General features: G+C 58.9%; 12 protein-coding genes. 3 read left to right on the plus strand and 9 right to left on the minus strand.

Going from position 1 to position 12,133, the window contains the following annotated elements:
- Positions 1-36: 36 nt before the first annotated feature.
- From C8265_RS07615 to cobS, 5 genes are all read right to left on the minus strand, one after another.
- Positions 37-1,836: a hypothetical protein gene (locus C8265_RS07615; RefSeq protein ID WP_108483410.1), complete on the minus strand. Its 1,800-nt coding sequence runs from the start codon at positions 1,834-1,836 to the stop codon at positions 37-39.
- Positions 1,837-2,244: 408 nt separating this feature from the next.
- Positions 2,245-2,589: a DUF427 domain-containing protein gene (locus tag C8265_RS07625; RefSeq protein WP_108483412.1), complete on the minus strand. Its 345-nt coding sequence runs from the start codon at positions 2,587-2,589 to the stop codon at positions 2,245-2,247.
- Positions 2,590-2,667: 78 nt separating this feature from the next.
- On the minus strand, positions 2,668-4,455 hold the full coding sequence (locus tag C8265_RS07630) for an aminopeptidase P family protein (RefSeq protein ID WP_108483413.1): 1,788 nt from the start codon (positions 4,453-4,455) through the stop codon (positions 2,668-2,670).
- Between the two features lie 70 nt (positions 4,456-4,525).
- Positions 4,526-6,400 carry a cobaltochelatase subunit CobT gene (cobT, locus tag C8265_RS07635; protein WP_108483414.1) on the minus strand — a complete coding sequence of 625 codons (1,875 nt, stop codon included), beginning with the start codon at positions 6,398-6,400 and terminating at the stop codon, positions 4,526-4,528.
- Positions 6,401-6,528: 128 nt separating this feature from the next.
- Positions 6,529-7,515 (minus strand): cobaltochelatase subunit CobS, encoded by a 987-nt coding sequence (gene cobS, locus C8265_RS07640; RefSeq protein ID WP_108483415.1) that lies wholly within the window; start codon positions 7,513-7,515, stop codon positions 6,529-6,531.
- Between the two features lie 163 nt (positions 7,516-7,678).
- Between cobS and C8265_RS07645 the strand changes: the two genes are divergently transcribed.
- Together C8265_RS07645 and C8265_RS07650 are read left to right on the plus strand one after the other, a co-directional pair.
- Positions 7,679-8,221 (plus strand): sigma-70 family RNA polymerase sigma factor, encoded by a 543-nt coding sequence (locus tag C8265_RS07645; RefSeq protein WP_108483416.1) that lies wholly within the window; start codon positions 7,679-7,681, stop codon positions 8,219-8,221.
- Entirely contained in the window at positions 8,218-8,916 is a 699-nt protein-coding gene (locus C8265_RS07650; RefSeq protein WP_164512299.1) for an anti-sigma factor, read from the plus strand. Before C8265_RS07645 ends, C8265_RS07650 begins: the two co-directional genes overlap by 4 nt.
- A gap of 15 nt (positions 8,917-8,931) precedes the next feature.
- Here C8265_RS07650 and C8265_RS07655 read toward each other — a convergent pair whose 3' ends face one another.
- The 3 genes from C8265_RS07655 to C8265_RS07665 all read right to left on the minus strand — a co-directional run bounded on the left by C8265_RS07655 (position 8,932) and on the right by C8265_RS07665 (position 11,141).
- Positions 8,932-9,969, minus strand: a complete 1,038-nt coding sequence (locus tag C8265_RS07655) for a sensor histidine kinase (protein WP_108483418.1) — start codon at positions 9,967-9,969, stop codon at positions 8,932-8,934.
- 26 nt (positions 9,970-9,995) lie between these two features.
- Positions 9,996-10,391 (minus strand): response regulator, encoded by a 396-nt coding sequence (locus C8265_RS07660; RefSeq protein ID WP_126623153.1) that lies wholly within the window; start codon positions 10,389-10,391, stop codon positions 9,996-9,998.
- A 120-nt stretch (positions 10,392-10,511) separates the two neighbouring features.
- The gene (locus C8265_RS07665) at positions 10,512-11,141 is read right to left on the minus strand and encodes a DnaJ domain-containing protein (protein WP_108483420.1); all 630 of its coding nucleotides are present in this window, start codon (positions 11,139-11,141) and stop codon (positions 10,512-10,514) included.
- A 94-nt stretch (positions 11,142-11,235) separates the two neighbouring features.
- Between C8265_RS07665 and C8265_RS07670 the strand changes: the two genes are divergently transcribed.
- Entirely contained in the window at positions 11,236-11,490 is a 255-nt protein-coding gene (locus C8265_RS07670) for a BolA family protein (protein ID WP_240611011.1), read from the plus strand.
- Here the strand turns inward: C8265_RS07670 and C8265_RS07675 are convergent.
- Positions 11,487-12,107 (minus strand): DUF4177 domain-containing protein, encoded by a 621-nt coding sequence (locus tag C8265_RS07675; RefSeq protein WP_206050309.1) that lies wholly within the window; start codon positions 12,105-12,107, stop codon positions 11,487-11,489. The two genes, C8265_RS07670 and C8265_RS07675, sit on opposite strands and share 4 nt — an antisense overlap.
- Positions 12,108-12,133: the final 26 nt, after the last annotated feature.

The raw sequence follows: 12,133 nt of genomic DNA on the forward strand, positions 1-12,133 counted from the left end.
CAGGGAGCCGCCCCACTGCACAACCTGCATGAACGGTTAAAATTCGATTTCAACGGCGGGTGCGGCTTTGGCGGCCTCAACAGCGGCCTGCGCGGTTTTGGCGGCGTCGCTGATGAATGTGGCATCCACCAGTTGAATTTCGGCCCTGTCGCGCCCCGCCGCAAGCCCGATATAAGCCCCACAAGCCCGCGCCACATTGGCGGCGGGCAGAACACTGCCTGATTGTTGCCAAAGCCGCAGGGGCACACAGGTTTCGGCAAAATCGCGATCCTGTTCCATCCGCAGGAATGCATCGATATCGTCAACCCAAAACCGCTGTGTATCGCTGGGCGCGAATGCACCGGCGGCGCCGTATTTCTGCTCCATCTGGGCGATGACATCCACCGTGGCACCGTTCCAATTCAACACCCGCGCCACCGCGATCACCTGTCCATCGCGCGGAGCGTTTTTGCCCAGATAGACCCGGATTTCATCGGTGATGCCGCCGCCATGGGCGCGGTTGGCGGTAAAGCTTTGTGAAAGCGGGTCGGTGTCAATCTGGCATTCAGGCGGCATATTCGCCAAACGTTCGGCGCGGCGGGTCGCGATAAGTTCGGCATCTTCGGGGGTTAAAGTGCCATCACTGCGCCCGGCATTTTGGCTCAGCGTGCTGGTCTGTGCCCGCAAATCCCGCTCTAGCCGGGTGAACAGAACCCCACAGGTGGTTAAATCATGGGCGGGCGTGGCTTGGGTTGTGCTTAGCTGGTAACGATCGGCCAACAGCGCGCGCGCCGCGTCTTCGTTCTGGCCCAGGGTCAGCCCCAAAATATCAAGGCTGCGCGCCTGAAACGCCTGTTGCAATTCATACCGGCGCTTTTCTTCGTTGGTCGCCACGGTTAGCGCCGCTTCGGCGGCGCGGCGTGCGGCGGCCTCGGCGGCCTCAACTGCCGCCTTTTCGGCGGCGCGCCGGGCAATGCCCAGATCGAGATAAAAATCACTTAATCCAAAACCGGGCAGGGGCCGTTGCAACAGTGGATCAAGATACAGAACCACCTCTTGTGGCGTCCAAATATTGGCTTCGCGCGCTGTGCCCGAAAGGCTGAGAGTGCCGCGAATGACCAGATACGCCTCGCGAGTGTCGCCATATTTTGATCTGGTCATGGCGCGGACGATGTCAACGGCGTTGGCGGGGGGCAGATTCAAATGTGTTTTCTGCTCGATATCGTCCATTTTATATTGGAACGATCCGAGATTGTGCAAATAGCCGATCCGTTGAAATGCCGGTGCGATATTTCTGATTTGCAATGCGCCGGTCGTCGGATTGATTTCTCCAAACGAAACGGACGTGTGCATCTCGACCAGGATCTCGCCCACAACCGGGCCACCGGCACCGTAAATCGCCTTCATGTTCTTATAAAACGCGGCGCGATGAAACTCATCGGCCTGTTGCTTCATCCAGCGTTCAAAGCTTTCGGCGCTTTCGGCAGGGGCCATGTTGGCCACGCCCATTTGAGTCAGGAAATACATGCGCCCTTGGGTATCAAGCACATATCGGGCCAATTCCAGGCTACCATTGTCAGGGTTTTCGGCGCCGCGATACATCTGCATTTGGCCAAACAGCCCCCAACCCTTGGCCAAGGCATTGGCCAATTCATCGGGCTGACGTTGGTTTCTTTTCAAATGCTCTTGGGATTTCCCGGTGATTGTGCTGGTCAACAGCCGTCCGTTGATCATTGGTATGCCAAACGCCTGACCTACCTGAGTGCTCAGCAACGCGGCGGCATCCCCATCCTGCGCGCGGGCCATTCCCGGCAGTGTCAAAGCCAGGCAAAGCGAAAGGAGAATGGGTTTGAGCATGAGAACAGAACTTTCACTGTCAGGGGCGTTCGGGTCAGGTTGCCAAAGGCAGAGCGCTCGTGCAAACTTTTTTGACAGAAATGCGGATTAAGTCATGCCGCTGATCTGCGCGAATTTCCCTATACCGGCGCGGCGGTATTGGCCGATTGCCCGTTCCGGTTTGTCTCCGGTCGCCCCGCTTGACAGGCAAAAGCGATTCAATCTGCGCCATTGCGCACGTTGCATGGCCTTGCCCGATTGATACGCGCCCGGCCAGGTTTAATCCGGGCCATACCGCGTGCACCCTGTTGGGCCAGATCAGCGCCAGCATGCCCCAGATTTCAAACGATAAATCCGCATCATAGTGTTTCGATCCAGGGCGCAGACGGTGATTCAGGATCTGATCCGCGCCATGGAACATGCGCAGCGCTAAATTTGTTCGACGGCCACCTTTTCCGATGCAACAAAGGCCAGATGCCCGGCAATGGGTTCAAACCCCGCGCCGGGTGTTTCATAGCTCCAGGCCGCGTCGCGGATCGTTTCGCTTTTGGTGACCACGGAAAAATATCTGGCATCGCCCTTGGCCGGGCAATGGGTGTGGCTGTCGGACGGTTCAAGAAACGCCATGGCCAGATCGGCGCGCGGAATGTAAATGACCGGCGCAAGGTCGGTTTCAATCAATTCCATTGCGTTCGACGTTTCGCCGATCACGGCGCCGCCCGCGCGAATGCTCCAGGTGCCGCCTGCCGGTCTTATTTTGATATGCTCGGCCATTCTGCCGCTCTCCCTTGATGTGACGGTGGAGTTTAGCCCACCAAATCTCGAACTTCCATTGGCACAATATGTCCCGCGCTAAAGCGGTGCTGTTGCCCGGGCCAGCCAATCGGCCACATCCCCCGTTACCAACGGCCCGATTCGCGCCGCAACCTGTTCATGATAGGCATTGATCCAGGCACGCTCATCCCCCGACAGGGCCGCCAGATCAATCAACCGCCGCTCAAACGGTACCCATGTCAGCGTTTCAAAACTCAACTGGTCGCGATTGTCGCCCAAGGCAGGGGCCTGTTGCACCACGATCAGGTTTTCGATGCGAATGCCAAACGCACCCTCGCGGTAATACCCCGGCTCGTTGCTCAGGATCATGCCGGGCTGCAAAGGCACATCGCTGGCGCGCGAAATGCGCTGCGGGCCTTCGTGCACGCATAAATACACCCCTACGCCGTGGCCAGTACCATGGTCATAATCCAACCCGGCCACCCACAAGGGAAAGCGCGCCAGCGCATCCAGATCGCGCCCCGAACATCCGCGCGGCCACCGCGCCCTGCTGAGTGCGATCATACCCTGAAGAACGCGGGTATAACACGACCGTTGGATGTCATCGGGCGTGCCGATCGCCATGGTGCGGGTAATATCGGTGGTTCCGTCCAGATATTGACCGCCTGAATCCACCAACAACAATTCGCCCGCCACCAGATCGCGGTTGCTGTCCTGATTGACCTTGTAATGCACGATGGCCCCGTTTGGCCCCGCGCCTGCAATCGTGTCAAAGCTGATATCGCGCAGTTGGTTTGTGTCGCGGCGAAACCCCTCTAACGCGGTGACCACATCAATCTCGCTGATCCGTTCGCCCGCGATCACCCGTTCTTCGGCCTGTGCGAGCCAATGCAAGAACGCGCACATCGCGGCGCCATCGCGCAAATGTGCGGCGCGGGTCGCGGCGATTTCGGCATTGGATTTACAGGCCTTGGCGATGATACAGGGGTCGCCCTCATACGCCACATCGACATTGGCATTGTTCAAAATCTCGGCCACTGCAAACGGCACGCTGGCCTTGTCCAACCGTACCGGGCCGCTCAGGTTGGCCAGTGCTGTTTCAAATTCGGCAACGGGGCGCACTGCAACAGCATCACCCAACGTGATTTCCGCCACCTTGGCGGGTTCCACAAACAGGGTCACTGCGCCGTCATCGTGTAAAATCGCGAAGGCGTGCATCACCGGGTTACGCTCAATATCGTGGCCGCGCAGGTTAAGCAGCCAACAAATACTGTCTGGCAGGGTCAAAACCACCGCCTTGTGGTCCGAATTGCGCAATATCTCTGCCATATCGGCGCATTTTTCGCAGGATGAGCGTCCGGCGAATGCTTCGGGATAGGGTTCTGCCGTACCACAGGGGGGGGCTGGTTGATCGGGCCAAATCCGGTCAATCAGATTATCAACCGGCACAAACTCAACGGCGGCACCGGCCCAACTGGCCACTTCGGCGGCGGTGTGCAACCATGGATCAAACCCCACTTTCCCTTCCGCCTTGACCCGCGATTCCAGCCAGCCTAACAGCGGTTGTTCCGGCCAATCCACCGGGGTGAACACATCGGCCACCTGTTGGCGCACCTGCACCCGGTAACGGCCATCAACAAACACACCCGCCTGATCGGCCAAAACCGCGCAAAATCCGGCCGATCCGGTGAACCCGGTCAGCCAGGCCAGGCGCGCGTCGCGCGGCGCGACATATTCGCCCTGGTGCGCATCTGCGCGGGGCACAAGAAACCCATCCAGCCCTTCTGCCGCCATTTCCGCGCGCAGTGACGATAGCCGTGAAGGCCCGGTGCCGGGCGATGTCGCAATCTCAAAACTTTGAAACATCACACATCGCCCCCGGCTTTTTCTTGCTAAAAATATCCAAATCCTCGGCCCGCCAACCGGCGCCGCCGCGTCATTTGGCGCGTTTCATCCCCATGACACGGGCGCGCGCCCGCGGGTCCGTATCGAACAAAGAGGCCAGTTGCTCAGTCATCGCGCCCGCCAATTGTTCGACATCGGTGATCGTGACCGCCCGGTCGTAATAACGGGTCACATCATGGCCAATGCCGATGGCCAACAGCTCAACCTGTTTTTTCTTTTCCACCATGGCAATCACATCACGCAGGTGTTTTTCCAGATAATTCGCCGGGTTCACCGACAGCGTGCTGTCATCGACCGGTGCGCCATCGGAAATCACCATCAGAATCTTGCGGGATTCATGACGGGAGGACAGACGGCGATGTGCCCATTCCAACGCTTCGCCGTCGATGTTTTCCTTCAACAGCCCCTCTTTCATCATCAAGCCCAGATTGGGCCGGGCCCGCCGCCAGGGCGCATCGGCGGATTTATAAATGATATGGCGCAGATCGTTCAGGCGCCCGGGCGCGGTGGGGCGTCCGGCGGCCAACCATGCCTCGCGGGCTTGCCCGCCCTTCCAGGCGCGGGTGGTAAAGCCCAGAATTTCAACCTTGACCTGGCAGCGTTCCAACGTGCGCGCCAGAACATCGGCGCAGATCGCAGCAATCGAAATCGGGCGACCCCGCATTGACCCGGAATTGTCGAGCAGCAGAGTGACGCAGGTATCGCGAAATTCGGTGTCTTTTTCGCGTTTGAACGACAACGGTGTTGTCGGGTTTGCCACCACGCGGGCCAGACGCCCGGCATCCAAAGTGCCCTCTTCGAGGTCAAATTCCCAACTGCGCGATTGCTGAGCCTGCAACCGGCGCTGCAATTTGTTGGCCAGACGCGAAACCGCACCTTTCAGCGGCTCAAGCTGCTGATCCAGATAGGCGCGCAGGCGTTCCAATTCTGCAGGTTCGGCCAGATCTTCGGCGCGGATTTCTTCGTCATGGGTGCTGAGATAGACCAGATAATTCGGATCGGCCGCCGACGGGGGCGGTGGGGGCGGGGGTTCAAACGGGGCGTCGCCGTCGGGCATTTCTGCCTCGTCGCCCATCTCGGTGTCGGCCATATCATCCAGCGTAACCTGGGCTTGCGCGGCATCCTGAGTCTGCTCTTGGGATTGCTCGGGCGATGCTTCGCTGTCTTCGGCGTCGTCGTCGCCCTGATCCTGACTGTCGGGGTTTTCAGAATCGTCGTCCTGGGATTCGGCCTCGTCTTCGGTGTCGTCTTCGGCATCGGGATCATCACCCAACTGATCGCCATATCCCAAATCTTCGATGACCTGACGGGTGAACCGGGCAAATGCGGCCTGATCGGCCAAGGTGGCCTGCAACCCCTCCAGTGTGCCGCCTGCCTTTTCCTCCAGAAATCCGCGCCAGAGGTTCATGACATTGGCCGCACCTTCGGGCAGGTCGCGCCCGGTTGCGAGATGCCTGATCAAATGCCCCGCCGCCACCGATAGCGGGGCGTCGGCGGCTTTGGTGATCTGGGCATACCCTTTGCGGGTGGATTCATGGGCGATCTTCGCGTCAATGTTTCCGGCGGTGCCGGGCATGGTGCGCGCGCCCACCGCTTCGCACCGGGCCTCTTCCATCGCTTCGTACAAATCGCGCGCCATCTGCCCCTGGGGGGCATAACGGTTGAAGGTGCTGGCATTGTGATGACGGCGCCGCAGGGCATAGGCATCAGCGGTTCCGCGCGCCAATAACACCTCATCCCGGGTCATGCGCCGGGTGATTTGCGGCAGGCGCACCGAGTCGTCGGTCATGCCTGGCGGATCCACCGAATAGGTCACCGACATATCGCTGTCGTTGGCCATGGTTTTGGTGGCCTCGGCGAGGGCTTTTTTGAACGGATCGGCGGGGTTGTCGTTTTTCTGAACCATGGTGCGATGATCACCCTTTTGCGCGATTTGGCAAGCGACCCGGGGCGCTGCCCCGGACCCCGGGATATTTGAAGCAAGAAAAAATCAGTTCCGTTTTTTCTTGCTCTAAATATCCAAATTCAGACGTTTCAGCCCAGTGCGATGCTGGCGGCACTTTCGGGAAGCTCTTCGTCAAAGCAACGCTGATAGAATTCGGCGACGGTTTCACGCTCAAGCTCGTCACATTTATTCAGGAACGTCAGGCGGAAGGCATAGCCGACATCGCGGAAGATGCTGGCGTTCTGGCCCCATGCAATCACCGTGCGAGGTGACATGACGGTGGACAGATCGCCATTCATGAACGCGGTGCGCGTCAGATCGGCGACGGTGACCATTTGGCTTACGATCTTGCGCCCGGCTTCGGTGTTGTACGCGGGCACCTTTGACAAAACGATCGCCGCTTCGGCATCATGGGACAGATAATTCAACGTGGCAACAAGTGACCAACGGTCCATCTGGCCCTGGTTGATTTGCTGTGTGCCGTGATAGAGGCCCGTGGTATCGCCGAGGCCCACGGTGTTGGCGGTGGCAAACAGACGGAAATAGGGGTGGGGTGTGATCACCTTGTTTTGGTCAAGCAGGGTGAGTTTGCCGTCAACCTCAAGCACCCGCTGGATCACGAACATCACATCGGCGCGCCCGGCATCGTATTCGTCAAACACGATCGCGGTGGGGTTGCGCAGGGCCCAGGGCAGAATGCCTTCCTGAAATTCGGTGACCTGCACGCCGTCTTTCAGCTTGATCGCGTCTTTGCCGATCAGGTCGATCCGGCTGATGTGACTGTCAAGGTTGACGCGTACACACGGCCAGTTCAGGCGCGATGCGACCTGTTCGATATGGGTGGATTTGCCGGTGCCGTGATACCCTTGGATCATGACGCGGCGGTTGTGGGCGAACCCGGCAAGGATCGCCAGGGTCGTGTCGGGATCGAACTTGTAGGTTGAATCGGTTTCCGGCACGCGGTCTGATCGGTCGGCAAATCCTTTGACCTTCATATCGCTGTCAATGCCGAACACTTCGCGCAGCGAAATGTCTTCGGTGGGTTTTGCATTAATGTCGATCGTGCCGTCCGCCATGGTTGTTTTCCTCTCCGCGTGGCACCCGGGCGGGGCACCCATATCCATCAGGTGGTGCAACATATCCTGAACGGGTGCAAGGGCAAGGGGCCCAGAATTCAGTGATGGTGCTGGCAACGGGGCGCGAGTTTTGATTTAACTGTCCCGTAGCCCCGGAGGACACATGACCACCCCAGAGGACATCGAACATTTGATCTTGGCCACCGCGCGCCAGGACCGCGCGGCGTTTCTTTCGCTTTATGATGCGACGGGCGCGAAACTATTTGGGGTCTGCTTACGTGTTCTAAGGGACAAGGCCGAGGCGGAAGATGTGCTGCAGGATGTGTTTCTGAAGATTTGGCGCAATGCTGATCGTTATAAGGTGAACGGATTTTCGCCGATGACCTGGTTGATCACAATTGCCCGCAACGGCGCGATTGATCGGTTGCGGGCGCGTAAAACACGGGGCGAGTCGTTGGATTTGGCCGATGTTTTGCCCGACCCGGGCCCGACACCGGAAGCCTCTGCCATCGCCGCGTCAGAGGCGGCCCGGGTGCAGGGCTGTCTGAAAGAACTGCAATCCGACAGGGCGGGGGCCGTGCGCGGCGCCTATCTTGACGGGCTGACCTATCAGGAGTTGGCCGATCATTATGATGTGCCGCTGAATACCATGCGAACATGGCTGCGCCGCAGTCTGCAAACCCTAAAAGAGTGCCTGAGCCGATGACGAAATTGGACCCCGAACACAATGACGACATGCTGGCGGCGGAATACGCGCTGCATGTGTTGTCACCCGAGGACCGGGCCGCGTTTGAGGCGCGCCTTGAGCTTGAAGGCGGGTTGCGGCAGCGTTTGGCGTTCTGGGCAAACCATTTCGCCGGTTTGAGCAGTGAGATCACGCCGGTTGCGCCGCCCAAATCCCTGCGCAGAAGGCTGGCGCAGGCGGTACAGCCGATAACAACGGAACCGGTACGTTTGCGCAGATTTTCACCGATGCGGTTGTTTGGCGGGGGCGCGGTGGCTTTGGCGCTGGTTGTGGCATTGGTTGTGCAACTGCCCGATATGCGTTTGCCGACCCCGTTTGAACCTGGATATTTTGCCGGCATTTCGGCGCAAGAGGGCGCTTTGGTTCTGAATGTGTCTTACAGTGCGCAATCTGGTGATTTGCGGGTTGAACGTGCCGCAGGCGCGGCGCCGGCCGGGCGGGTTTTGCAATTGTGGGTGATTACCGGCGATCCACCCGCGCCTGTGTCATTGGGTGTGTTGCCCGAGGGCACCCTGGCCGACCTGCGCGTGCCCGAAAACCTGCAGTCTGATCTGCCCGGCGCGACCTTGGCCATCAGCGAAGAGCCGCCCGGCGGATCGCCCATCGCGGGCCCATCGGGCGAAGTATTGGGCACGGCCGCCCTGACCGAAGCATGAGAAGAACAGCAAGGGTCAGGCAGGCGGACGCGCGGGGATATCCACGGCGAAATGAAACCCGGTATCGTGCAAATTGCGCTGAATATTGGATGCCTTCAGTTTGCTCAGGCAATGTTCTGTCAGGATCGCGCCAAAGCCGGTGCCGGATATTTCACCGACAGGGGTTTTGCGCGGGCGATCCAGGGTTTCGTGCCAGTCCAGATGCAGAACATCATCGGTTTTCAGGCGAGCATGGATGTTCAGGCGTCCGGTTTGCGCGCCCAGCACCGAATATTTTGCCGCATTGCTGGTCAGTTCATATAAAACCATGGCAAGGGCCGCGATGTTTTGCGGGTTTAGATCCGGATCATCCTCCAACTGAACGACAATGCGTGACGCAAGCGGCCCGGCGCGCCAGCTGCGCATCACCTTGTCCAAAACCGCCGAGAAACGCACGCGATCCTTGCAATCGGGGCGATGCAGAAAGAAATCGGCGACCAGATGATGGGCATCGGCAAGGGCATGTACCTGTGTTGACATCATGTCGGCGAACCCATCCAGATCCTGCGCCGTTTCGCGCCCGATCATCAGCATCGAACCGATCAGGGCAAAGGCATTGTTTACGCGATGGTTCATTTCACGCACCAGATGGATCAGCCTGTCTTCCTGATCTTTTGCCTGACTGACATCCCAATTCAATCCCAACAGGCGCAGTGCTTTGCCGAACTGGTCCCGTTCAACCACCCGTCCGCGCCCGGAGACCCAGACAGTTGTGTCATCGGGGCGATTGACGCGAAAGGTCGCGTTGTAATCTTCGTCGTGATTCAGGGCCCGTGCGACGGATTTGTTCAGATCAGGCAGATCTTTTGGTTCAATCATTTCGAACACCTTGGCACCACTCAGTATCTTGTTTGGCAAATGCCACAATTCGCGCAGTTTTTGATCTGTGATCACCTCGTCAGTGACAAGGTTCCACTCAAAACTGCCCATGTTACCCGACGCCAGTGCCAGCGCCGCGCGATCGGTCAGATCCTGGTGGGTCATTTCGGCAAATTTTGGTATCGCAACATTCATTGTCTTTACTGCTCCTCAGCATGGGTTCAGGCGCTGTGGGGGGCGGGGGTGTTTGCCAGACTTGCACAAAGCGCGGCCAGTATTTCGGACCCGTGCGCAGGCTTTTCCAAGGCGCGCGGTGGGGCGCCATAGGCCCGCAAACCGTCATATCCGCTGGCGTTGCCTGTGTGAAACACCAAAGGAATGCCGCGGGTATGCAGCGCGTCGGCCAGTGGAAACACCTCACCATCGCTGAGAGAAACATCCAGAAGCGCACAATCATAGACGCTGTCTGATTGTTCGATCCCTTCGGCAACCGATGCAACGCGGGTCACATCGGCACCCGCCTGCGTCAGAACGCGATCCAGAAACATCGCAATCAACAGTTCGTCTTCCGCCAATAAAATGCGCACCCCATTCAGAGGTTTTGTCGCAATAGCCAAAACATGCCCCTTGTCACAACACCCGGAAATTCTCCGGTGTTGTGACCATGGGGCATGAGAATTACCGGGGGGTTAAGCGGGCCGCCGAAAACACTTTTTTTTCGGCCGGTTTGCCGCAAATCAGCCTGTAAAATTGCGGCTTTCCTTGATCTGGTCCCAGGCCCAGACAACCTCTTGCAACTGTTCTTCGTGGCCGCGATCGCCGCCATTCATATCCGGATGCAACACCTTGATCAGCGATTTGTATGCCTTGCGAATCTCGGGTTTTGTCCAATGATCCTTGGCCTCGAGAATGTCGATGGCGCGCCGTTCGGTGGGGGGCAGGCGCCGTGTGCCGGTCACCGATTTGCCCGGATTGCGGGTCGCATTTTCACCCAACACCTGATGCGGGTCATCCACGCCCAGGCGCGACCAGGCGCGCTGTTCTTCGGATTTCCTGAAGGGTTTGGTTTCGCGGTTCCAGACCCGGTCACTGTCAAGCTGGGCTTCCATTTCTTCTTCGGTGGTGCCGTTGAAGAAATTCCATTTCAAATTGTATTCGCGCACGTGATCTTTGCAAAACCACAGGTATTCATCCAGATGATCAGGGGATTTGGGCGCGCGATACTGCCCGCCCTCTTCGCAACCGGGGTGTTCGCATACGCGGGTCGACGTTTCAAACGCCCCCGACATACCGCGCCGGCCGCGGGGATTTTTCTTTTTTGCCGCAGTAACGCGGAGATCAAAACCAAAGGGGTCACTTTTGGCCATATCAGCACCTTTCCGACTCGGGCCTCACAGTCTAGTGGTTTAGGCCACAGAGGGAAGGGGAGATTTTAGAAAAATGTCAGTGACCAAAGGAACTATGACCACCGAGATTCGCACACGGTTAGAGACCGCATTCACGCCCACACATCTTGATGTGGTGGATGACAGCGAATCGCATCGCGGACATGCCGGGTTTCAGGAAGGCGGCGAAAGCCACTTTAACGTGTCGATCACCGCACCCGCCTTTGCCGAGATGTCGCGCGTGGCCCGCCACCGCGCGGTTCACGCGGCATTGGGGCCAGATGTAATGGGGCAGATCCACGCCTTGGCGTTGGATATCAAGGCGGGTTAGCGCCCTTCAAACCGATCCGCAGCAGAGCGGGGGGCTGATTTGTTCGGCCCCGCAGGGCCAAGCCGCGGCGCAGGGCCGGTTGCCCCCTCACGTGCTGCGCCGAAAAGTGGCCTTTTGCCATGATCCACGGGCGCTTGCGCCGTCTGGGGGGCGGCAACGGGCGTTTCGGTGTGTTGTGCCGTTACGGATGGGGCCGGTGTTGGCGCGGGTGCCGGGGCGGCCACCGCTTCGCGTTGCGCGGGCGCGGCAACACGCGGGGCCGGGGGTGGCGGCGGTGTGTACGCCTCTTCCGGCTCGGCAGGTTCGGCGCTCAGCTCACTGGCCAATTCCTCTGGGGTGGGTGTATCGTCCAGCTCGGGCAGGACATAGGGCGCGTGGCCATCCTCCAGCACCCGACGAAACACCAACATGTTCTGAAACACGGTCTTGGTGCCGGTAAACCCCGACCGTTCTTCGCACGGCAGCGTGTCCGAGCGGATATATTCCCACCCTTCGGCACCATAGACGTTCATCAATTCGCTGAGCGTGGCGGCAAACCGCGCTTCGTTGGTTTTTGCGCCTTTGATCTTGGGCGCTTTCTTTGGTGCCGGCACCACGACATATTCAAATGACAACATAACCCGCTCTTTCTGATTTTGGCACA

Source organism: Oceaniglobus ichthyenteri, from assembly GCF_003057885.1.
GTDB lineage: Bacteria > Pseudomonadota > Alphaproteobacteria > Rhodobacterales > Rhodobacteraceae > Oceaniglobus > Oceaniglobus ichthyenteri.

Bases quoted from the DNA above. Each gene is read 5' to 3' on its own strand.
- C8265_RS07645 (WP_108483416.1), top strand. From the start codon at position 7,679: ATGACCACCCCAGAGGACATCGAACATTTGATCTTGGCCACCGCGCGC.
- cobS (WP_108483415.1), bottom strand. From the start codon at position 7,515: ATGGCGGACGGCACGATCGACATTAATGCAAAACCCACCGAAGACATT.
- C8265_RS07630 (WP_108483413.1), bottom strand. From the start codon at position 4,455: ATGTTTCAAAGTTTTGAGATTGCGACATCGCCCGGCACCGGGCCTTCA.
- C8265_RS07625 (WP_108483412.1), bottom strand. From the start codon at position 2,589: ATGGCCGAGCATATCAAAATAAGACCGGCAGGCGGCACCTGGAGCATT.
- C8265_RS07655 (WP_108483418.1), bottom strand. From the start codon at position 9,969: ATGAATGTTGCGATACCAAAATTTGCCGAAATGACCCACCAGGATCTG.
- C8265_RS07670 (WP_240611011.1), top strand. From the start codon at position 11,236: ATGACCACCGAGATTCGCACACGGTTAGAGACCGCATTCACGCCCACA.
- C8265_RS07675 (WP_206050309.1), bottom strand. From the start codon at position 12,107: ATGTTGTCATTTGAATATGTCGTGGTGCCGGCACCAAAGAAAGCGCCC.
- C8265_RS07665 (WP_108483420.1), bottom strand. From the start codon at position 11,141: ATGGCCAAAAGTGACCCCTTTGGTTTTGATCTCCGCGTTACTGCGGCA.
- C8265_RS07650 (WP_164512299.1), top strand. From the start codon at position 8,218: ATGACGAAATTGGACCCCGAACACAATGACGACATGCTGGCGGCGGAA.
- cobT (WP_108483414.1), bottom strand. From the start codon at position 6,400: ATGGTTCAGAAAAACGACAACCCCGCCGATCCGTTCAAAAAAGCCCTC.
- C8265_RS07615 (WP_108483410.1), bottom strand. From the start codon at position 1,836: ATGCTCAAACCCATTCTCCTTTCGCTTTGCCTGGCTTTGACACTGCCG.